Annotated in this window: 14 protein-coding genes; 9 read left to right on the forward strand and 5 right to left on the reverse strand. The window is 49.5% G+C overall.

Annotation, left to right across the window (positions count from 1 at the left end; translation table 11 throughout):
- Positions 1 to 43: 43 nt before the first annotated feature.
- The 3 genes from D6M16_RS14650 to D6M16_RS14660 all read right to left on the reverse strand — a co-directional run bounded on the left by D6M16_RS14650 (position 44) and on the right by D6M16_RS14660 (position 4457).
- Positions 44 to 2143 (reverse strand): tRNA(Met) cytidine acetyltransferase TmcA, encoded by a 2100-nt coding sequence (locus D6M16_RS14650; RefSeq protein ID WP_120512593.1) that lies wholly within the window; start codon positions 2141 to 2143, stop codon positions 44 to 46.
- Between the two features lie 115 nt (positions 2144 to 2258).
- On the reverse strand, positions 2259 to 3236 hold the full coding sequence (locus tag D6M16_RS14655) for a ParB/RepB/Spo0J family partition protein (RefSeq protein ID WP_120512594.1): 978 nt from the start codon (positions 3234 to 3236) through the stop codon (positions 2259 to 2261).
- A 3-nt stretch (positions 3237 to 3239) separates the two neighbouring features.
- The gene (locus tag D6M16_RS14660; protein ID WP_120512595.1) at positions 3240 to 4457 is read right to left on the reverse strand and encodes an AAA family ATPase; all 1218 of its coding nucleotides are present in this window, start codon (positions 4455 to 4457) and stop codon (positions 3240 to 3242) included.
- 1289 nt (positions 4458 to 5746) lie between these two features.
- Between D6M16_RS14660 and D6M16_RS14665 the strand changes: the two genes are divergently transcribed.
- From D6M16_RS14665 to D6M16_RS14680, 4 genes are all read left to right on the forward strand, one after another.
- Entirely contained in the window at positions 5747 to 7750 is a 2004-nt protein-coding gene (locus D6M16_RS14665; protein ID WP_120512596.1) for a replication initiator protein RctB domain-containing protein, read from the forward strand.
- A gap of 585 nt (positions 7751 to 8335) precedes the next feature.
- Positions 8336 to 9424: an efflux RND transporter periplasmic adaptor subunit gene (locus D6M16_RS14670; protein WP_120512597.1), complete on the forward strand. Its 1089-nt coding sequence runs from the start codon at positions 8336 to 8338 to the stop codon at positions 9422 to 9424.
- Positions 9411 to 12539, forward strand: coding sequence for an efflux RND transporter permease subunit (locus D6M16_RS14675; protein ID WP_120512598.1), 3129 nt, complete (start codon positions 9411 to 9413; stop codon positions 12537 to 12539). The genes D6M16_RS14670 and D6M16_RS14675 overlap by 14 nt, the downstream gene beginning before the upstream one ends.
- 331 nt (positions 12540 to 12870) lie before the next feature.
- Positions 12871 to 13338 (forward strand): fasciclin domain-containing protein, encoded by a 468-nt coding sequence (locus D6M16_RS14680; RefSeq protein ID WP_420812258.1) that lies wholly within the window; start codon positions 12871 to 12873, stop codon positions 13336 to 13338.
- A gap of 205 nt (positions 13339 to 13543) precedes the next feature.
- On the opposite strand, the gene D6M16_RS14685 is transcribed toward D6M16_RS14680, so the two are convergent.
- A complete protein-coding gene (locus D6M16_RS14685; RefSeq protein ID WP_120512600.1) occupies positions 13544 to 14587 on the reverse strand; it encodes a hypothetical protein in 1044 nt (347 codons plus the stop codon).
- 397 nt (positions 14588 to 14984) lie between these two features.
- Between D6M16_RS14685 and D6M16_RS14695 the strand changes: the two genes are divergently transcribed.
- The 3 genes from D6M16_RS14695 to D6M16_RS14705 all read left to right on the forward strand — a co-directional run bounded on the left by D6M16_RS14695 (position 14985) and on the right by D6M16_RS14705 (position 18483).
- Positions 14985 to 15482, forward strand: a complete 498-nt coding sequence (locus D6M16_RS14695; RefSeq protein ID WP_120512602.1) for a copper resistance protein NlpE — start codon at positions 14985 to 14987, stop codon at positions 15480 to 15482.
- A gap of 321 nt (positions 15483 to 15803) precedes the next feature.
- Positions 15804 to 16553 carry a PEP-CTERM sorting domain-containing protein gene (locus tag D6M16_RS14700; RefSeq protein WP_205576902.1) on the forward strand — a complete coding sequence of 250 codons (750 nt, stop codon included), beginning with the start codon at positions 15804 to 15806 and terminating at the stop codon, positions 16551 to 16553.
- A gap of 328 nt (positions 16554 to 16881) precedes the next feature.
- Complete coding sequence (locus D6M16_RS14705; protein ID WP_120512604.1) at positions 16882 to 18483, forward strand: putative bifunctional diguanylate cyclase/phosphodiesterase; 1602 nt, start codon at positions 16882 to 16884, stop codon at positions 18481 to 18483.
- 16 nt (positions 18484 to 18499) lie between these two features.
- Here D6M16_RS14705 and D6M16_RS14710 read toward each other — a convergent pair whose 3' ends face one another.
- Entirely contained in the window at positions 18500 to 19288 is a 789-nt protein-coding gene (locus tag D6M16_RS14710; protein ID WP_120513195.1) for an AraC family transcriptional regulator, read from the reverse strand.
- A gap of 205 nt (positions 19289 to 19493) precedes the next feature.
- Here D6M16_RS14710 and D6M16_RS14715 point away from each other — a divergent pair, with 205 nt between their 5' ends.
- Together D6M16_RS14715 and D6M16_RS14720 are read left to right on the forward strand one after the other, a co-directional pair.
- Complete coding sequence (locus D6M16_RS14715; protein WP_120512605.1) at positions 19494 to 20036, forward strand: 3'-5' exonuclease; 543 nt, start codon at positions 19494 to 19496, stop codon at positions 20034 to 20036.
- Between the two features lie 248 nt (positions 20037 to 20284).
- Entirely contained in the window at positions 20285 to 22048 is a 1764-nt protein-coding gene (locus tag D6M16_RS14720; protein WP_120512606.1) for a sulfatase-like hydrolase/transferase, read from the forward strand.
- Positions 22049 to 22054 lie beyond the last annotated feature (6 nt).

The raw sequence follows: 22054 nt of genomic DNA on the forward strand, positions 1-22054 counted from the left end.
AGTGTAAATACGAGGTGTGACCTATTTACACTGTAAATTGCAATCAATGAGGGATATTTGTCAGCATATTGCCAACAAAGTGACGCAAAAATTGCTCAGCCTGCTTTCTGCCGGTAAAACCAAACTGCACCTGTAATTCTGCCCACGATTGTCGCTGAATCACTTTAGCTAACATCACGTCAATACCAACTTGATCAGTAAGCTCGCCAGACTTCAATCCATGCTGCAGCCAGAGAGACAATTGACCGACAAGCAAGTCGTAACCCAGCCCTCCCTGAGAAAAGTGTATCAACTGACGGTATACCGTGTTCGACACTTGCGGTAATTGCGCATGCCACAAACATCGCGAATATAAAGGCAGAAAAACAGCCATATCGAGCAGCCGAAACTGTTCACAGGCCTGTGCCAGAAAACTGAGCGAGAAAGAATGTGTTGCCGCATCAAACCAGGAACGTGACGCATCGGATAATGGCAGAACAGACAACAGGGAATGGCATCCGCTGGCGCCGTCTTTAACAATACCCAACCGAATCGGAACATAGCCAGCGCTCTGCCAGAAAGGTAATAATTCGCTGCTGGCTGCATAGCTGGTACCCAAAAAGTCGAGTTGATGACGCTCAGCCCATTCTTGAATCTGTCTCAGTAAGGCTGCGCCTATTCCTATCTTGCGCGCATTATCATGAACAGCAATGCGTAAAATACGTCCGCAATGCTGACTGGCCGCCTCTGCCAGACCAAGGTGTGCAGCAACAGATTGCGCCAGCAAATGCCCTCTGGGCCGGCGTTGACCAAGACATATCGACTGGGAAAGTTCTGCAGAGAAGCCACCCTCACGAGAAAGCAACACACAACCGACAATCAGTTCATCCTTTAGAACGACAAAAATGATTAAGTCAGGATCGTCCAGAAGTTGCTTAAGGTCGGCCGGTGAGGTCTGATAATGCGCATTGACCAACAAACCAAACAGCTGAGATAACCTGTCGGGTTGCTCAGTCAGCCATAATGGCGATATCTGCTTATACTGCACCTCCGCGACAGACACAGGTTCAGTCAGAGCGGCTGGCTCGGCATCGAGCAACAAGGTCTCAAAAAGCCAGTGTTCCAGCGGATCGCCTGCAGCCCACCGAATAGGGGATGTCATGGAACAGGCTCGCCATTGCGGGGTCATGGCATCCAGTACAGATTTAAACTTAATGGCAAATCCCCGTCCGGTACCTTCATAGCCATGTATCGTCGAGGCAAAGACCACCCTCGAATAGCTAGACAACATCTTCTGCAACAGCGGGGCAGGGATAGCCGCCGCTTCATCCACAATAAGCAAATCCGCCGAAGGACATTCAGCCAGCAAGTTATCAGGGGCAATAAAACAGAGCTGACTGCCATCGTGTTCGATCTGATAAGACGAATCAGCAGCGAGTCCTAGGGTATTAGCTGCATGCTGGAATACGGTTTGGGCATTGCGCTGACGAGGCGCAGTCACCAGTATCTTGCGAGGCTTTTCCTTCATCAGAATACCTGCAGCAATGCCTAAAGCAGAGGATTTGCCGCGGCCGCGATCAGCTGTGATAACCAATGGGCGACGCCTGTGTCCTGTAACCACCCGTCGGATTGATTCAACGGCATCAAGCTGTTCATCACTCAGGCATCCATAACACCGCTCCGCTATTTCGCAAACGGCAGACGATTCCGCCGGCAACAGAGGCAAACTGATCTTGCCATCCAGACCGGACTTTATCGTCAGTACCCTATGGCTGGAAAGCTGAGATAAAAAGCGCTGCATAAAGGGTGACTGCCAATCGCTGGACCTGTCTTCGGGGCCAGGTAACAGCATCACCATCAGACCGCCGCCGCGTATGGTTCCGGCCAAAGCAGCGATTGCCTCAATCGCTAAGCCCTGGTGCAAATCAACAGTCAGAAAATCACAGTCCTGACCTAACCAGGCCTGCGCTTTTTTGGCCGATACCGAGGACACATTTGGCGGCGCATCCTCACTCAGCCAAAGGCCATCAGAATAATGCGCCTGAGCAAGCTGAGCCACATTGATCCCCCAACTCAGCTCGCTCTCAATGCAGAGCAGGTAACGATGACGGGATTGTTTTGCACGACTGACTAAGTCAGAAATGAAACGAGACAGTTCAGACATACTGGCCTCTGATGCTGCAGCAATAGATAGAAGAAACAGGTCTGTATACTACCAAGCAGAATAAAAAAAGCCACGTCATCAGACGTGGCTTACAGATATCAAAGAGACGGTCAGATTAATTAAGGTAATCGGCCAGGTAAGCCAGTATATGGTCGGCCTGCTGTTCAGAAAGCTTACTCAGTTTGAGCTGGAGTCTGTCACCATCTCTGACGTAGCTTGCTTGTCCGCGCACCAGTTCCACCGCCTGAGGTTTACTGCTCTGCTGTACTTTAGGACGCACCGACTCGCCGAGTTGCTCAATGTGATTGGTGACTTCGCGGGTAATGCGCGTAATTCCCTGTGCATCAACTCGTTGCCAGACTGGTTTATCCTGCTGAGCAAGCTCCTTCACAAAGGCTTTCTGCTGCTCATCATTCAGTGAATAGTAAAGTTTATGCAGCTTAACTATGGTCGGCCGACCTAATTCACCCACACTCGGGTAAGCCATTAACAGTTCCATCGGTAAACTGGCTGCTTTCAATGCGCCGCTGACCAGCGCCTCACTGCACTGGCAAAAGCGGGCCAAGGCTTTTTGATCCGCCACTTTACCGGATGCCAGTAAAGCTTGCATTTCTTTACCGCGCTCAAACAATGACAATGGTTTGTGTGCGTTGGCCACATCGGAAAGAAACTTAGCATGATCGCTGTTGATGCCTTTGGCTACATAAATCAGAAAATCCTGTTTCGACAACAAGCAGGCCATCCGCCGCCGGCTACCGTCCAGTACTTCAATCCGGCCGTCATCCAGCCAGCGACCAACGGCCGGGTATTGCTGACCTCGATCTTTCAGCGTGGTTAGAATATCAGCTAAAGCATGTTCATTCAGAAAAGCCTGCTCACGGGCATTCTGAGCAAACACTTGTGTCTTTTCACCAATCTCACTGGCTTTCACTTTTACCAGTTCAAACGCTACAGTGGTTTCACCGGCGACCGCCAGTTCAATAACTGCTGCTTTATCTTTTGCCGCGCTCTGTGCCTCTGCCACTGTCGTCGCACGACGCTTATCTGCTTTACCAAACAGACGGGCATTCAGATCGTTTGTTTTAATCGCCACCTGTTATTTCTCCTGGTTCAAATTGGCCCAGTGACTATGCATGACACGTTCGAGTTCAAGGCCAACCCGCTGAATCGCGTCCTGGGCAGTCGATAACGTTTTTTTACCGCCTTCAAAATCAGACGTTGTCAGATCGAAAACGGTGCTGTAAGTATCAGCGCAGGTTTCAAAAGCACGGCTGCGGGGCACTGTCGCCATCATAACCTGCTCCTGAAGCAGATAGTTCATTTCGGTTAATACCGAGACCTGTTTTTTATTGTCATCTTCGAACATGGTAGGAATCAATCGGATAAACTCCAGTCCATGCCAGTCTTCCGGGAACATTTCATAAACCGTTGGCAAGTGCTGGAAGAAATTCACCGTAGAGGCCCAGTCAAGACGTTTGGCCGCGCAAGGGATCAGCAGCGCATTTGACGCATACATCGCATTCCACACTAATGGGTCGATATGCGGACCGGTATCAATCATGATGACATCAAATTCATCTTCTATCTGATCGATAACCCGCTCTTTGAGCAGTTGCACAATATCCAGATTCTGATTTACAGCCAAGTCCTGCCAGGCATCCGCATTGAACATAGCGTCTTCAGGGAAGGCCGCAATGGTTTTCAGGTTAGGATACTGGGTTGGCATAACCACATTATTCATCAGAAAGGCTTTATCCGTTGCCTGATCTTCCGGGATATTACCCAGCATAACGTCAACCGCGGAATAAATGTTTTCCTGATCGCCAACACTGATTTGCGGGTTCAGGAACAGACGAAGAGAACCTTGTGGATCCAGGTCGATTAAACAGATGCGATAGCGCTTATCCAAATCCAAAGCCAGACAAGCCGCCAAGTGAACCGCCGTCATGGATTTGCCTGTGCCGCCTTTCTGGTTCTGCACATTCACTACCCAGGGTTTACGCTTGCCGGTTTGGCGCTCATGAAAAGCAGGACGCTCTGCCGCATCCATCAGCATATGTGCTTCATTCAGCGTGATGGAGTAATGATTGGCGTTATTTTTAGTAAATTGATGGCCCGCTTCTTCCATCCGCGCAATCGCTTCATCTAACTTACGACGGGTCAGACCAGAGCGGGTTTCCATGAGTGCTTTTGACATAGAGGGGAAGTGATCATCCCTGCGCTCTTCCAGCACGATTTCAATTCGATCAGCCTGAACCTGTTTTGTCTGCTCTGCTATCTTGAGCAAATTTTCAATTGTTTCTACCCGATTCATCTTGTTCATCACCTACAGAGTATTTGTCAAAATTGTACAACATAAATATACAAAAACAACAAAAAGCTGAACAATTAACTGTGATGAAGCGCTCAAGTAAAAACCATGCCAGATCGGATAAAAGCCGTACGAATTGACATAATCCTTGCAAATTAAGGCGTCATTTCTGGCTGTTATGATTCAGACAACAAGCAATAAATTAAAATGTCACAGTGTCACAAATTTACAATGTAAAGCAAATGAGGTGGCATTTTAGCTGGAAGCCTGAAAAAAGATGGCTAATCTACAGTCGTTGTCATTTCAACCCGCAAATCACCAAAATAAGCTCAATCAATCCGAGCAGAGTTGCCGAAAAAGGCGATAGCATGAGAACAGCAAGAATAATGGAGAAAAAATAAGCATGTTACCTTGATCATGCTTCAGATGATATTTGCCGTTTACGCAACGATGATCAAGGGTAAAGCAGACTAAATAGTAGACTGAAAAAGGGACTCTCAAAGCGAGGAAAGATCGGATCAATGATCAAGATGATGATCCTCTCCTACACCACGTTCATTTCCTGCGGAAGCATAGGGAAGTACCGCTAATTTACGGTGAATGCCCGATATACCTGAATCAAATCGGATTGTTATCCCTACAGCCGGCGGTTATGTCTTGAACCTGCATTACAAACAGCAGGTTGAAATGACAAAACTGACAGCTTGATCATTTTTCCATTACCGGACACATATAAAAGCGCTCTGTTATTACGGTGATTGTCTTTCCGAAATCGATGAAATCGACAGCAACAGGGAAGTAACAGCCATAGAAAACGGATTACGCTAAGTCGAAAGGCTATTACTTGATCATCGTTCTGGGCCCATAAACAGAAAAAAGACCTGAAAAAGAGGGGTGAATAGACAATCCATCGCACTGACTGCTCATCTCCATGGTATAACTCTGTGGATAACCTGTATAAACACATTGATCATCGTTCTGATACTTCGTTGATCATACTTACAGAGCACTAATGATCATGGTTCTGCGCCTTGTTTGATCATGCTTACAGAAACATGATGATCACCACTCCGAAAATACATTGATCATACTTCCGGATCATGCAAAAAAATATCTATTTATAATCAGTGTGTTATAGCTATTTTTTTACACGGATCATAAGATCACACTATCAATTAGATCTTTAAAATCAAAAAGATCATTATTAAAAAGCCTCAATAAAAAAAGCTTTCTTTCTCAGTATTTTTTTATTATTCTTTTCGGAAAGATGGTCAAATTACGGCGAATGGCAAATGAAATCTACGGTTACGCGTGATGAGAAATATGATGAAAAGATCCTGATCTCAGCTCCCCGATCACACAAAGACGGACATTTATTTGCCATTCCTCCTGCTCTTGTCGACTGGTTACCCCAGTATCAACACTTCAAAGGTGTAACCAGAAGCATTATTGAACTGCTGAACCTGATTTCCTTACGTGGACTGTCCAGCCAGGACGGCATAGTATCAACCACTGAGTTGGTAGAAGCCACCGAAGGTCAGCTTACCCGTGCGGCCATACAGCAACGTTTACGTGCCGCTGTAAGCATCGGCTTATTCAACCAGCAACCGGTCCGTTTCGAAGAAGGGCTGGCAGGCAAGACCATGCTGCATCACTTCATTAATCCCGCTCTTTTGGTTTCTCAGTTGGGTACGGCCAGCCTGCAGTCTGCTCAGAGTAAAGAACAGGAAAAACAAAAACGTTCCAAAGCATTAGCCCAGAATCAGGTCAATAAACGATTATTGAATGAATATGGTCTGGGCACGCCGCCTATGATGCCTGACGAAGCCGATCAGATTGTTGTCTCACCCACCAGCTGGGCGGGAATTATTGATCAGGCTCTGGCACCGCCACGCACCAAGAAAAGCTATCAGAAATCTATGGTAGCAATATCTGGCACGCGCGCAATTATTGAAACACGATCATCAAAAGCGATCATGACGGTAGACGACATGATGACGCTGTTCGCGTTGTTTACCCTGACAGTGCAATACCATGATCATCATTTGTCGGATTATGAACTGCAATCCCGGCACATGAGCAATAAAACACCGATTTACATCACAGATATTCTGGCACTGCGCGGTAAGAAAGACAGTGGACCGGCCCGTGATTCGATCCGCGAAAGTATCGACAGGATCGAGTTCACCGATTTTCAGCTGCATGAACTGACTGGCCGCTGGTTAAGCGAGAATATGCCGGAAGGCTTTAAAAGTGATCGTTTTCGTTTTCTGGCCCGGACCATAACGGCATCGGAAGAAGCGCCGCAGGAAGGTGAAGATGGCGAAATCCGCATCAAACCAAATCTGTACATTCTGGTCTGGGAGCCTTCGTTCTTTGAAGAGTTGCTGACCAGGGACTATTTCTTCCTGTTTCCACCGGAGATTCTTCGCCAGCATACTCTGGTTTTCCAGTTATATACCTTCTTCCGCAGCCGGATGTCACGCCGTGGCCATGACAGTATGTTGCTGAGCGAACTGAACCAGAAACTGGCCCGCAATATTGAATGGCGTCGTTTTTCTACCGATCTGATCCGCGAGCTGAAAAAGCTGGCTGAAGGCAAGGTGACTGAGTCCTTGTTTGCGGTCAACCTGTGGGGCTATCACCTGACGATCAGCCCGTCGGAAGGCAAGGCGTCGCGTTATCAGGACTATAACATTGAGATCAAATGTGATGCCGATGAAGTGATCCGCTTCTCCCGGGCCAAGATGCATAATGAAGGGAAGCGATCCATGGCCCCCACCATGCCTAACCCGCTCCGCAATGAGATCCTGCCCCGTCAGGAGCTGGAGCAGCTTTCTGAGATCATTGACGGTGAGTTTGAACCTATTCAGCGTAAAGAAGGGCGGCCAAAGGGGCGCTTGGGTCGACGGGTTAAACTCAGAAAGCATCTGGTCGAGATCAATGCAGATGAATTAACCATTGTCCTGTCGAAGTATACCTCTCAGGAAGCCCTGCAACGCAGTATCACAGCTTTGTCTGCCATGTCCGGTCATCCTGTCAGTGTGATTACCGAAGAGTGCCAGGCCTTTATGGACAAGCTTGACTGGCTGCGTGTCAGTGGCGAGGTGATGCCATACGAAACCCTGAGTAAAACGGTCGAGCTGTTTAACAGTCAGCATGATGAGCGTCACCTGTCGATAGAAAAGCTGATCTCAGGCTTAGCCGTACGCCGTAAGGTCTGTAAGTTAGTGTTTGAAGGCCACATCAATGACCAGGTACTGACGGCCCTGGATGACATTGCCAGCGGCAGATAGGAAGCAATATCAAAGATTTCAGTCAAATCTGAGTCAAATCAATATGTTTTGACATTACGATGACATTAGATGCAGAAAAAAAGCCAAAATAAATCTTGATATAACCTTTGTCCCTTTCGATGAGAAAGGTAACCCCTGGCAAGGATGGCGGGTAAGTTATCTTGTGAGTCTCTCGAAAATGCAATATGTGAGTTTGTTGCGAGCCCGTCCCGGCTCGCTTTTTTTTGTCTGTTTTTCAGGCCACGGAATATGTCATGCCCCTCAGGACAAGGTAGTGCATTGCGCGAAACGCTAAGCGTGCTCACGAACCAGGCCTTGTACTTTTCCTATGTGCTGGAGCCAAGAGAAAGGGTATGACTTTTACCAGCCCTGCCTTGATCAGCTTTCCGCTAAAATAATCGTATTTGTGAGACTAAATCTCTATCAGGGCCGTTTACACTGTAAACCGGCTCAGTCATTTCTCTGCGTCCTACTTCTGCCGCCTCTCATCGCCATTGACAACACGTCAAAAAATCGCTGCTGGCTATACTTAACTGGAATCGACCACATCATTGTTGTTTCGCCTCTGTTCACAGGAGCACTTGGATGAAAGTTACCCTGATTGTCGGCACGGTATTACTGCTGGCCTTGGTTTTTGGCATAGGTTACACAGAATACCAGCGACATGCTCAAACCCAGGTGAAACAGTCACGTCCCGTCCCCAATGTGGTGGTTCAGCCTGTGGTGCGGCAGAACGTAGCCCGTGTTGTTGAAGCTCTGGGCACGGTGAAATCCCGTGAATCTGTACAGATCACCGCAAAAGTGACGGAAAAAGTCGATGGTATCCATTTTGAAGACGGCCAGCAGGTGAGGGTGGGGGAGTTGCTGCTCACATTGACCTCGGGCGAACAACAAGCCAAAGTCCGGGCGGCGCAGGCCAATCTTGAAGAACAAAGACGGGAATACAAGCGCATTGAAGGTCTGGTTCGCCGTAATACGGTGGCCCGTTCTGAGCTGGATAAACTGCGGACAGGAATCGAAGTGGCCAGGGCGATCCTGGCCCAGAATCAGGCTGAGCTGGAAGCCAGAACCATTTTGGCGCCTTTTTCCGGCGTGTTGGGGTTTCGCCAAATCAGCCAGGGAGCGTTAGTGACGCCTGGTATGGTGGTCACCACCCTGGACGCTCTGGATACGGTTAAACTGGATTTTTCTGTGCCTGAACGCTTTCTCGGCCAGATTAATCCTGACGCTCAGGTGGAAGGAAGCGTCGCCGCTTTTCCCGATCAGGTTTTTTTCGGCAGGGTTTCGACGATAAACAGCCGGGTTGATCCACAGACACGGGCTGTCGAGGTGCGGGCCAGGGTCGATAATCCTCAGTTGCTGTTGCGGCCCGGTATGCTGATGACACTGGTGCTAACGTTAGAATCCCGTTCCGGGCTGGTTGTTCCTGAAGAAGCCGTGGTCCCGCGTCAGGCAGAACATTTTTTGATGGTCGTCAACGACGACAACGTGGTTGAACAGCGTCTGGTTGAGCTAGGGTTCCGCAGTCGCGGTGAAGTGGAAATTCTCAGTGGCGTACAGCAAGGCGAGCAAGTGATCACCCGGGGGATGGACAAAGTGCGGCCGGGGCAAACTGTTACCACTCAGTCTGTGGAGCATTTTACTTTCCGGGAGGTCGCCCATGTTTCTGACTGATCTGGCTGTCCGGCGGCCTGTCTTCGGCTCTGTGATCAGTTTGCTCTTGATTACTTTCGGGCTGGTGGCTTATGAAAGGCTGCCGCTGCGCGAATATCCGGATATCGATCCGCCGATAGTCACTATCTCAACCAACTACCGCGGGGCATCGGCGGCCATTGTTGAAAGCCGGATCACCCAGATTGTTGAGGATCGGGTCTCTGGCATTGAGGGGATCCGCAATATCAGCTCCACCAGCAGCGACGGTCGATCTGATGTGACACTGGAGTTTGGTATCGGACGCGATATTGACGCTGCCGCCAATGACGTGCGTGATCGTATTTCCGGTATTCTCAATAATCTGCCTGACGAAGCGGATCCGCCTGAAGTGCAGAAGGCGGAGGGCAACTCTGAAGTGATCATGTGGCTCAATCTGGTTTCAGATCGGATGGATACCCTTGAGCTGACGGATTACGCCAACCGCTATCTGGTGGATCGTTTCTCGGTGCTGGACGGTGTGGCGGCGGTGCGTATCGGTGGCGGTAAAGAATATGCGATGCGAATATGGATAGACAGGCAAAAACTGGCTGCCCGCAGGCTGACGGTGTCTGATGTGGAAAACGCGCTCAGGGCCGATAACGTTGAGCTGCCGGCGGGCTCGATCGAATCGGAAAACCGCCAGTTTTCTATTCGCACGCAGCGCAGTTTTCTTGCTCCTGCGGATTTCTCCCGTCTGGTGATCGGGATTGGTGATGACGGTTATCTGATCCGACTGGCGGATGTGGCAAATGTTGAGCTGGCGGCGGAAGAAGAAAAAATCATGTTTCGCGGCAATACGCAGGACATGATTGGTCTGGGGATTAACCGGCAGTCGACCGCCAATACGCTGGAAGTGGCACAAGCGGTGAACGCACTGGTCGCTCAGCTTAATCCGACCCTGCCTGACGGTATGGAGATCAAAGAATCCTATGACTCCTCTGTGTTTATTCAGGCATCGATCGATGAGGTCTACAAAACCCTCTTCATTGCCCTGATCTTGGTCATTATTACCATTTATCTGTTCCTCGGCAGTGTTCGTGCCATGCTGATCCCGGCACTGACTGTGCCTGTGTCTTTGATCGGAACGTTCATTATTCTCTATGCCCTGGGCTATACCATTAACCTGCTCACTCTGCTGGCGCTGATCCTGGCCATCGGAATAGTTGTCGATGATGCCATTGTAATGCTGGAGAATATTCACCGCCGTATCGAACTTGGGGAATCACCGCTGAAAGCCGCTTTTCTGGGGGCTCGGCAGGTAGGTTTTGCCATTGTTGCGACCACAGTGGTGCTGATTTCCGTATTCCTGCCCATAGGTTTTCTTGAGGGCGATTTGGGCAAATTATTCCGTGAGTTCTCGGTCGCCATGAGTACCGCGGTGATCCTGTCTTCACTGGTCGCACTGACGCTGACGCCCATGATGGGATCAAAAATTATGCAGCAGGTCGAAAGTGAACCCTGGCTGGTACGCAAGGTCAGCGCCGTGCTGGGGGCGGTGACTGATTTTTACCGCGCGTCACTGATGAACTGGCTGCGCCGGCCTTATCTGATCATCGGCATTCTGGTGGTGATGCTGTGTGGCAGCGCCTGGCTGGCGACCCGTATTCCGACGGAATTTGCCCCTAGGGAAGACAGAGGCGCCATGTTTATTCTGATCAACGGCCCTCAGGGCGCCAGTTATGAGTACATGCAGCCCTACATGAATGAGATTGAGCACAGACTGATGCCAATGGTTGAGAGTGGGGAAATTATGCGCTTGCTGGTGCGGGCGCCGCGCGGCTGGGGCCAGCTGGAAGATTTCTCCAACGGTTTTGCCATTGTGGTGCTGGAAGACTGGGATGAGCGACGTAATGCGTTTGTGATCATTCGTGATATTCAACAGCGACTGAGTGATCTCGCCGGGGTGTCGGCATTTGCTGTCATGCGCCAGCCATTCGGGCGCGGTGTTAACAAACCGGTGCAGTTTGTGATTGGTGGCGGCACCTATGAGCAGCTTGCGCAGTGGCGCGATATTATCATGGAGCAGGCCGCGAACAATCCCGGCCTCGAAGGCCTGGACCATGACTACAAAGAAACCAAACCTCTGCTTGGTGTGGACATCAACATAGAGCGGGCAGGGGACTTAGGCGTTTCCGTGACGGAAATAGGTCAGACCCTGGAATCTATGCTGGGCTCACGGGTCGTGACCCGCTATGAATGGCGTGGGGAAGAATATGATGTGCTGATCGAAGGCCAGCCGGAGCGACAGAATACCCCGCAGGATCTCAGCAACCTGTACGTGCGGTCGCGGCATAATGGTGAACTGATCCCGTTATCGAACCTGGTGACTGTGTCTGAGTATGCCGATGCGCCGACCCTGAATCGGTTCAACCGGATCCGCGCCATCACCATAGAGGCTAATCTTGCCGATAATTACACGCTAGGAGAAGCATTGACCTATCTGAACGGACTGGTCAGGCAATATTTACCTGCCGATGCGGTAGTTAATTATAAAGGCCCGTCGCAGGATTTTCAGACCGCCAGCCACTCAATCCTCTTTGTGTTTGCCCTTGCGCTGGCGGTGGTGTTTCTGGTGCTGGCTGCCCAGTTTGAGAGCTACATTCACCCGCTGGTGATCATGCTGACCGTGCCGCTGGCGACCTTCGGGGCCTTGCTGGGGCTGTATTTTACCGGACAGACCCTCAACATCTATTCACAGATCGGGATCATCATGCTGGTGGGCCTGGCAGCGAAAAACGGGATCTTGATCGTCGAGTTTGCCAATCAGTTGCGTGATCAGGGCAAAGCCTACCAGGATGCAGTAATAGATGCGGCCTGTGCCCGCCTGCGTCCGATTCTGATGACAGCCATCACCACGGCTGCCGGTGCGATACCTTTGATTCTGGCGACCGGGGCCGGAGCAGAAACAAGGCTGGTGATCGGGATAGTGGTGTTATGCGGTATCAGTGTAGCCACCTGTTTTACCCTGCTGGTGATCCCTGTGGTATACCATCTGCTGGCCCGCCACACCAACAGCCCGGAATTTGTCACCCGCCAGCTGGAGAAAGAACTGGCGCAAGACAACACTGTGCTGTTGAAAAAGAAACGGCTGGGGTGAGTAAGATTCAATGGTAATGCTATCGGCTATGCCTGCCGTTTCGCAAGGTTACTGCAACTCACTTCTCGCGTTTGTCATTGCGTATTTTTTTCGATTTAGCTAACGCATTATTCATCGTTTTTTCTGGCGAGTTCTTGATGCCTGTTTGTGGCTGCAGCACCGGTGGCTTAAGGAACCTCAGATATTCTTAAAATGGTTACAGTTCATCCATGAGAACTAATGCAGAATATGAACGTTGAGAAGTACCTTACAATCAGACTCAAGTCGTGATCAATAGGAGTTAAAAATGAAAAAGTTCATTCATGCTTTTGTATCTGTATTGATTCTATCGATGGGGTTCAATCATGCCTACGCGGAGCAGGAACAAACACAAGTTGACAAAAACTTAGTCAAGGTTGCAGCGAGTAACGACAATTTCCAAACACTTGTCATGGCAATAAGAGCTGCAGATTTAACCGGGACTTTAGAAGGCAAAGGTCCTTTTACACTTTTAGCCCCGACTGATGAAGCTTTCGAAATGCTACCAGAGGGCACACTTGCCGAATTGCTTAAACCTGAAAATAAAGAAAAGTTACAAAAACTGCTGACTTACCATCTGTTACCCAGTGCTATTTCGTCAGCGGCAGCAAGTCAGTTGAAATTACCAGAAACCGTTGAAGGTCATCCGCTGACGATTGAGCATACCGATGATGGTCTGCGCATTAATGGCGCGAAAGTGATAGAAGCTGATATCCCAGCGACCAACGGTGTTATACATGTCATCGATAAAGTATTAATCCCGCCTGCAGATGCAGAGTAATGTTTTGAATCTGGCCTACTAACAGAATGTGAAGCCCTTACTTTTTTGTTTCAAAGCTTTCAGGACGAAACTAAAAAGACAATCTTCGAAGGCCACATTCAGATGCGCTCTGAGCAAAAGGCGCCTGCCAGTAACGTAAAAAACTCACAATGCCGCCAGAACTTTGCTGCATTGTGAGTTTCAGAGACATCAACAGCGGCGCTACTCAGAGGCCATCCTGACCTGTCCATGACCAGCCGGGATAAAGCACGCCGTTGACTGTGGCATTGTTGCCCGAAATAATTGAATGCGGTTTATCAACCGCTTTCCAGTTGTCCGCCGTTGAGTGTTCTAACTCAAACACCACATTGCCCCACAGGTCATAGGGACCTGTGATTGATGAATTGCGGTAAGCACCAAACAGAGTTTGTCCCCCCATCATTAAATGTGCCACCGAGCTTTGCCGGTTGATGTCCACGGCCGCTTTACTCCAGATCATCAACACATTTATCTGCGTGCCATTGTCGGCCAGAAAATAGCCGTTGCCGGACACTTGTACCGAATTGAACTGGTTGGCCGCGCTGGACTGGGCGGAAGAGGTGTCGCTGACATTGAGGGTATGTAACTGGTTACTTTGTTTAAAATCGGCAAACGAATTGCCCGCCACCCGTATCGCATTACCTGCCATATTGGTCAGGGCCAGGCTGCTGCTTTCACTGACGATAAATTGTTCCAGTGGCGTCTCTGTCGAACTGGCGGCATCCGTGGTGACTTTATCCAGCGTCACACTGCTGTTGGCCTTAGCCAGCACGGCAGGTACATCGATGGGCACTGAAATGTTGATATCTCGCAGTGTGACGGCAGCGGACTGAATGACAATGGCGGCCCCGGCTGGTGGCTGCAGATTCAGCACGATAGCACCGCTGTGGCTATCATCATTGGTAATTTCAATGCCATTCTGGTCAATGAGCAGCGGGCCAAGGCAGTGACCTGAGAGGGTGATGGTCATCTTGTCAGTCAGCCCGGTTTTCTTCTCGAGTATCTTTTTCAGCGCATCGGGATTTCGGTGACAGTTTAGCGAGAGATGCCTGGTTTTCCTGACGCTGAGTCTGCTGTCAGCAGAGTGAGAGAACTGCGTGTCACCCGGCATCGCTTCGGGGGTTATCTGTTTGGCATAAAGACTGGGTGAAAGCATAACGGATGCAGTCAAGGCCGCGCTGAACAGGGAAAAGGCAATACCTTTCACACGCTCTTGTTTTGATATAAACATAAAAATCCTTTTCTGTGAGATGAAACGTTCGTGGTTAATGAGTCTGGTTAATGAATTTGCCTGACAGGTTAAAAAGCTGTCTTTATTCCTGGCGGTGCATATAGTAATGAGTTAGAAAAGGTAAGCTTTTTATATGCAACGATTTTATGATCAGCGCGATACAATTTTGTCGAGCGGGCGGTACAGAGAACGGAGAGTTTGTGGGGGACATGCGGTTATCAGTGGTCTGCCTCGTGCCCGCTGACTGTCAGGATTCACCCATACAAAAAACGGAAAGTCGGGCACTTTTTGGATGTTTATCAGTCCAACACCTCATCAAGGGCCCAGAAGGACTTTTCGCTGATAATGGTTGGCTGAGGTCGGGCCGTATTGAGGTGATTGAGTATCAGGAGAAAGTATGAATACAAAGCGACTCTTGTCTATTGCGATTGGTCTGGCTCTGGCTGGCGCGCTGGCAGGCTGTGATAAACCTGCTTCTGACAGCGAGATGTCATCAAATGCTGCACCTGCTCAGACCCAGGAGTCCGATCAGCAGACGACAGCGTATGTGGACACAGAACACAATGCTCGCAATTCGCTGGACTGGAATGGTACTTATGCCGGTACGATTCCCTGTGCAGACTGTGAAGGCATAGAAACGGTTCTTGTACTGGATCCGCAGGGGACATTTGAACTGACTGAAACCTATCTGGGCAAGGATGGTGAGCAGTTTTCCGATAAGGGAAAATTCAGCTGGAATGACGCTGGGAACACCATCACATTGAGCAATGACAGTGGTGAAGGTATTCAGTTCTTTGTTGGAGAGAACCAGTTGTTTAGACTGGATCGCCAGGGCCAGCGTATTACCGGCAGCCTGGCTGATATGTATGTGCTGACTAAACAACACGGCCAGTAATAACCGCGGCGATGTTGTTTTAACGCGCCTGCTTGGTTTTCGCCGCGGGATCTTTGTCTTACATCGTCCTTCACGTTTCTGTTTCTTCAGACAGTCAGGCAGATAAGCAAACCTGACTGTCTGATTTCCCCGTCAGAGAAATTGACACTCTGTGTCCAGATCTCTCCCTATCCTGTCGGTGTTTTTTACATTGTTATGTTGGCAATGAAAAATTTTGTTTATTTTCATTGCGTTATGTTTTGGCACGTAAGATGCAATAGCTTGTGCGAACACAAAAACACGAACATACATCAACACGGCATAACACAAGTAGGGAGCAAGATGATGAAATCGCTTATAAAGACAGGGGTCGCAGCCCTTGCACTGCTGGGTGGTTCGATGAGTGTGTCGGCGGCACAAATCGACTTCACGGACGGTGCTTATTCAAGCCTGAATGGAAACCAAACCGGCACTGTTGGCGGAATAACGTTTTCTTCGTATCGTTATTATGTCCCAGGATTGTTTCAGGATGGCATTATTACCGGCGATCCATCACTGGTTAATCTGTCACACAGCGGGCAAGGTATCGGTGTCAACAGCATTTCTGACGGCGGCCTGATCGATTCTGCCCTGTTGCTTGGTGACGATAACTTCAAAGTAGATGGTCATGAATTTCTGGTGTTGAGCTTTGATCAGCCTTCTACGGTGCAAGGCTTGTATCTCAACAACCTGAATTTGCTGGAATCGGCAACCGCTTATCTGATCGACGACGGTTATCCGGAATTTGAGTTGAACATCAACACCAATTTACTGGGTATTGACAACTTACTGACCGCACTCACGCCAAACGAGCTGAATTTTTACGGTAATTACTGGGACTTGGATGGTGAAGATAATGTCAGACACATCATCCTGTCGGGTGTTTTGCTGTCAGATTTCTTCCTGGCTGGTATTGATTATATGACGTCCGGCGGACCGGGTAATCCTATTCCGGAGCCAGCCAGTTTGCTGCTGCTGACAACAGGCTTAGGACTGCTGGGCTGGCGGACACGCCGCAAAGGTGCCGGACAGCAAGCGCCGTTGCTGGCGTAAACCGCGTTCAACACTACCTTTTCATATCGGTGAAATGTTTTGATGTACCGGCGATGCATGAAGCTCGCCGGATTTTTTTTGTAAACGACGCAAGGAGTTGCAGCGATATCACGAAATACTCAACAAAGAAGTGCCACATGAAAGGGAAATTTGCCTAAAATGTAAGTGTCATTTTCACGTAAATGTGATCGTGTTAACTAATAAGTTTTGTAGCAGAGCCAGAACATGAAATGGCCGGAATACAACAAAACAACACTATAACAATCACATATTTTCCGGAGTTGGCGAAGGACGTGACGGTGATAATTTGGGACGAGGTAATCCATTTATGAGCCATTCTGCGCAGGGTAGGGCTGGTCGTGAGGCTAGCTTGCAATCGCTATTTCATTCAATGTTCCTGAAGCGAACATTGATCAAACTCGCTGTCTTTGCTGTCATCTGGCTGCTTTTAGCCAGTCAGTTCGAGTTCTTCGAGCACTTTACGCTTTGGGTTGAGCAATACCGTCAATTCGGACTGGGTGCTTTCATTTCGCTCCTGTTCGTTTTGCCTTTCGCTCTCGTGGCACTGAGCTGGCGACGGCTCAGCCAGATGAATATCATGCTGAAAGCCGGTGAGCGGGACAAAGCCGCTATGTACAAACTGGCCATGCATGATGCACTGACCGCACTGCCGAACCGGCTGTATTTTTCACAGCAGCTTGAGACCGCCCTTCAGCATGCCGGCGATAACGATGCCTGTGTTGCCGTGTTAATGATGGACTTAAACAAATTCAAGCAGATCAATGATGCTTACGGCCACATTGTGGGCGATGAACTGCTGGTGGCAACGGCCGGGCGGCTGAAGCATTTGTTGCGCATGCATGACACCATCGCCAGGCTGGGCGGGGATGAATTTGCACTGATCCATGTTGGCGGGCAAGAGCCGGATGAAGCATCGGCCCTGGCTTCCCGAATTATCAAAGCGATGTCCGAACCCTACCATATTCGCGGACAGCAGATTCTGGCAGGTGTGAGCATTGGTATTGCCATGTCTAATCATGATATTGAACCTGTCGATTTGCTGCGGGCCGCAGATACTGCCATGTACCGCGCCAAGATGGACGGCGGCTCGACGTTTTGTTTCTTTGATACCCGGATGGACGAACAGTTAAAACAAAGGCAACTGCTGGAAAGAGACCTACGCAAGGCCATGGCGCAAGATCTGCTCGAACCTTATTATCAACCAGTGTTTGATTTGAAAAACAGCCAGTTGCAGGGATTTGAAGCATTGCTGCGCTGGCGTCATCAGCGCGAAGGCATGGTGTCTTCGCAGGAATTTATGCCGGTTGCTGAAGATGCCGGATTGATTCAGGCGCTGGGGGACTGGGTGCTCAAGCAGGCGTGTATGGCCGCGAGGGATTGGCCAGAAGAAACGAGCATTGCTGTCAATATCTCTGCTCAGCAACTGAAACCGGACACTTTCTGCCAGACCGTACTGGAAGCGTTGCAGGAGTCCGGGCTTGAGCCAGGACGCCTTGAAATAGAACTGACCGCAAAAACCGTACAGCAGGATCCGCCGAAAGTGCGGGCCATGATGCATGATCTGAAACATATAGGTGTCAGCCTGGTTCTGGATGATTTCGGTAATGGTAATGCCTGCTTAACCATACTGCGGGATTTTCCTTTCGATAAAGTTAAAATTGCACGCGCCTGTGTTGGCACCCTGCCGGGTTCTGAGGCCAACAAGGCGCTCATTCAGTCTGTTGTGGGTATGAGTGGGAGTTTGGGGGTTCAGGTGGCCGTGGTCGGAATTGAAGATGAGGTTCAGCTCTCTGTGGTCAAATCACTGGGCTGTCAGTACGGCCAGGGCTTCCTGTTAGGGCATCCGCTCAGCAGGCATGCAGCCGGGCGTTTGCTGGTGGGTTTACCGGATAAAGCAGTGGGCAGCTAAATCGCTGTTTGCGTTACTACTGGGCCCGGATTTGCTTTTGTCTGTACTGTTCCGGTGTGCATTGCGCATGCCGTTTGAACAGGTTAATAAAAGGCGAAGCCTGATGATAACCCAAGGTCAGTGCAATTTCTTTCACAGATAAACCTTTCCTCAATAAATGCAAAGAGTAGATAAATTTTCTCCTTTGCCGCCATTCAATGAAACTCATGCCGAGCGTATCCTGGCAATGGCGAGCCAATGTACGCTCAGAGGTATGCAGCTTTTCAGCCCATGCAGCTAACGTCGTGCCATCGGTAGGATTTTTTTCCAGCGTACGCAGGATAGGTTGCAGGAGTTTGTCTTCAGTGCTGGGCAGAAACTGATCGTGGATACGGGTGTGTCGGAGCTGATCCAGCAAGACGTCGATCAGACGCTTATCTTCTGCTGTTTCTGCTACCTGCAACTGGCGGTCGCGCAGATCATTGATTATCGCTTCAATAATAGGATTGATTTCCAGCAGGCAGGGGAAACTCGGCAACGATTCAGCCAGTGGTTTAATCAGGTTCATTGAGCAGTAATTCATGCTGCGACGCATGTAACTTTCGTGCTCTATGCCGGGTGGTATCCAGATCGCGTACTGTGACGGTGACAAAAAGCGTTTCCCTTCGGCGTTTAGCTCCAGAATACCGCCACTGATTAACTGTAACTGCCCCCAGGGGTGCGTATGTTTGGGCGTGGTGGTATGAGGGAGAAATGCCTGATGGCCGAAAAACACCTCGCCGGGCGGGTTGTTATCGTCAAACAGCGGGCGGTAGACGTTTTTCATTGCGGTATCCTTTGAGAAAAGCTGCCACAAGAGTAATTCCGACGGGCTGTTGTTGGCAAGGGGCTGAAGCGGGTTGCCATCCATGTTATCCTTCGCCGCTTTGTTCAAAGCTAATCGTTCAAAACTCAATAATCATCCGTGTTGGTGAGTGTTTACTTTCAGAACTGATGATTATGAAGTTTGGTATGACGGATAATGGAAAATCATGAATTTTAACCGCATCGTTTGTTTTGATCTTGAAATGTGTTGCTGGAATGAAGACGGTGTCGCCCGAACCGGTGAAATCATTGAAATTGGCGTGGCTGAACTGAACCTTGAAAAGGGCACGATTTCACGCCGGGCGCAATACTATGTTCAGCCGGAAAACGACGAAATATCGCCCTTCTGTACCGAGCTGACGGGCATCAAGCCTGAAGTGGTGGCGCAAAACGGCAAGCCCCTGGCCAGTATTCTGACTGCGCTAGAGCAAAAATTTGGTGGCCGTCATAAAATCTATGCGGCATGGGGGCGGGATGATGCCATCCTGCGAGCCGAGTGCAAAGCGAAAGATCTGAATGTGCCCTTCAGAGAGTATCTGAATCTGGCCACCTTGTTTAAACTGCAGCCGCACGTTAAAAACAAGCGCATCGGGTTACGGGCCGCGATGAGCATGAGCGGACTGGAGTGGGAAGGCCGTCAGCATTCAGGCTATGTTGATGCTTATAATCTGGCCCGGTTAGCACGTGTCATGCTTTACCCGTCTGAATAAGTATTGCCGGCAAGTTAGTTGTTATCTCAATAATGCAGGTCACCGTTTGTGATGAGCGGTTGCCTGCGCATTTTGCCTGTTCTCCTATTTTGCTTCCTTTTTCCATTTCAGTTCCTTTCTCATTTGTCGTGACCTTACGGTCTGGTGATAAAAAAATAGCGCTTTCAGGATTATTTTGATTTCCTGCCCGGACGGGCTTAAATCAAATAAGTACCCGGATATCTTTCTCAGAAAGCAGGGAAGCGCCTATGCCTGTCAGCCACAACCACCAGAGCCATGCAGCAAACGCGGCACGAAACACAGTGCAAAATGCACTGATGACCATGGTGTCTGGCACTGTGGTTGTGGGTGTGATTTTATTTCTGACCCGGGACTTTTTCTCTCAACTGATTTTTCTTAGCCAGTCAGAAAATCCGGTGCGCAATGTGGCGGTTTTTGCTGCGATCTGGCTGTTCACCATCGCATCGCTAAAAGCGGTGTTAACGGCCAGACGAACGGCTGTGCATGTTTTATGGAACCTGTTTCTTACCCTGGTTGTGTTTGCTCATTTATCCCTGCTTTTTATTCTGGCTGATAACCTGACCCTGTTCGATATCAGGCGGATGTGGATTGAGCGTGGCGAGGCAGGGGCAGCGTTGCTTTTTTACTGGTCTGAACTTTTTCTGCCTTTGCTGATTGCAGTGGCATTCTGCCTGTCTTTATTCAGAATCAGAACCTGGCTACTGTCCCGGTTTCGTCCTTCCTCCTCCTGCGTTGCCTTCGGGTTACCCGCGTTTGTCACAGGGATACTGGCTACCCTGGTGGTGATGAAAGGCCCGGTAGCGGTGCAGGGGTTGGCGGGTATTTATACCCTGCCTGGCTTTTTCAGTGTGATTCTCTTTGAGCAGGTGATGGATGAGCAGCCAGACAGACTACCGGTAACGGCCATCGCCCGGCAGCCGCTGGTCAGCAATATCATTGTTGTTGTTGACGAGAGTGTCAGCGGTGATTTCTTCGGGCAGGGTAGCGATTTCTCGCTTGTGCCGGTTTTAAAATCGCACCCGGATGCCGTCGTCAATTATGGTGTCGCGACCTCGGCACATAACTGCAGCAGCTACAGCAATGCGGTGATTCGCTGGGGTGTCGCCCCAGGCGCCTTTGAGCAAGCCTTACACTTGCCTACCATCTGGCAGTACACTCAGGCATCCGGGTATACCAGCACCTATATCGACGCCCAGAAACCGCCGGGTACGCTGACCAACTTCATGACTACTGATGAGCTGAGCTTCATCAATCAGGTAAAACAGCTGAACGTCGAGCAAATTGAAAGGCATCAGGCTTTTATGCGGATTGATTTCGATATTGTTGATCATTTAGTCTCGCTGGTGGCAGATGATAAGCCAGATTTTATCTATATCAATAAACAGGGTGTGCATTTTCCCTATGAGGGGAAATACCCTGCCTCCTCGACCCGATTTCAGCCTGCGATGGCGTTATTTGAACCTATCGGTCACAGTAATCGTCAGGCTCTGATTAATTCCTATAAAAATGCCATTGCCTGGAATGTGAACGGCTTCTTTGAGCGTTTGCTCACCCGCATTGATTTAGACGATACGGTGGTGATTTATACTTCTGATCACGGACAGGATTTACTGGAAGAAGGAAAAGGGCTGTTGACGCATTGTAATCGTAACAGTGGCTCTGCCTATCAAGGGATGGTGCCCCTGATGGTGCTGACAACGCATCAGCAACTGCGGCAACGATTTGAGTCATCACTGGCGGAAAACCGCCATCAATTGTCACATTTCAACATTTTTCCCACTGTGCTTGAAATCCTGGGTTATGAACATGATTTTGTGAAACAGCATTACGGTGATGCTATGTTTTACCCGGTGGAACGGCTCGGGAAGTTCTATACCAGCGAATTATTTATGCCGGTGCATACGCAGCTCGACTATGAGTGGCAAAGTGTGCCGCTGCGAACACCTTCCCGGTTAGTTCCGGGAGCGCTTGCCAGCCAGCATGCTGACTGACATGGA

This window comes from Photobacterium salinisoli (assembly GCF_003614885.1).
GTDB lineage: Bacteria > Pseudomonadota > Gammaproteobacteria > Enterobacterales > Vibrionaceae > Photobacterium > Photobacterium salinisoli.

Bases quoted from the DNA above. Each gene is read 5' to 3' on its own strand.
- D6M16_RS14665 (WP_120512596.1), top strand. From the start codon at position 5,747: ATGAAATCTACGGTTACGCGTGATGAGAAATATGATGAAAAGATCCTG.
- D6M16_RS14695 (WP_120512602.1), top strand. From the start codon at position 14,985: ATGAATACAAAGCGACTCTTGTCTATTGCGATTGGTCTGGCTCTGGCT.
- D6M16_RS14705 (WP_120512604.1), top strand. From the start codon at position 16,882: ATGAGCCATTCTGCGCAGGGTAGGGCTGGTCGTGAGGCTAGCTTGCAA.
- D6M16_RS14715 (WP_120512605.1), top strand. From the start codon at position 19,494: ATGAATTTTAACCGCATCGTTTGTTTTGATCTTGAAATGTGTTGCTGG.
- D6M16_RS14670 (WP_120512597.1), top strand. From the start codon at position 8,336: ATGAAAGTTACCCTGATTGTCGGCACGGTATTACTGCTGGCCTTGGTT.
- D6M16_RS14680 (WP_420812258.1), top strand. From the start codon at position 12,871: ATGGGGTTCAATCATGCCTACGCGGAGCAGGAACAAACACAAGTTGAC.
- D6M16_RS14675 (WP_120512598.1), top strand. From the start codon at position 9,411: ATGTTTCTGACTGATCTGGCTGTCCGGCGGCCTGTCTTCGGCTCTGTG.
- D6M16_RS14660 (WP_120512595.1), bottom strand. From the start codon at position 4,457: ATGAATCGGGTAGAAACAATTGAAAATTTGCTCAAGATAGCAGAGCAG.
- D6M16_RS14700 (WP_205576902.1), top strand. From the start codon at position 15,804: ATGATGAAATCGCTTATAAAGACAGGGGTCGCAGCCCTTGCACTGCTG.
- D6M16_RS14720 (WP_120512606.1), top strand. From the start codon at position 20,285: ATGCCTGTCAGCCACAACCACCAGAGCCATGCAGCAAACGCGGCACGA.
- D6M16_RS14650 (WP_120512593.1), bottom strand. From the start codon at position 2,143: ATGTCTGAACTGTCTCGTTTCATTTCTGACTTAGTCAGTCGTGCAAAA.
- D6M16_RS14685 (WP_120512600.1), bottom strand. From the start codon at position 14,587: ATGTTTATATCAAAACAAGAGCGTGTGAAAGGTATTGCCTTTTCCCTG.
- D6M16_RS14710 (WP_120513195.1), bottom strand. From the start codon at position 19,288: ATGAAAAACGTCTACCGCCCGCTGTTTGACGATAACAACCCGCCCGGC.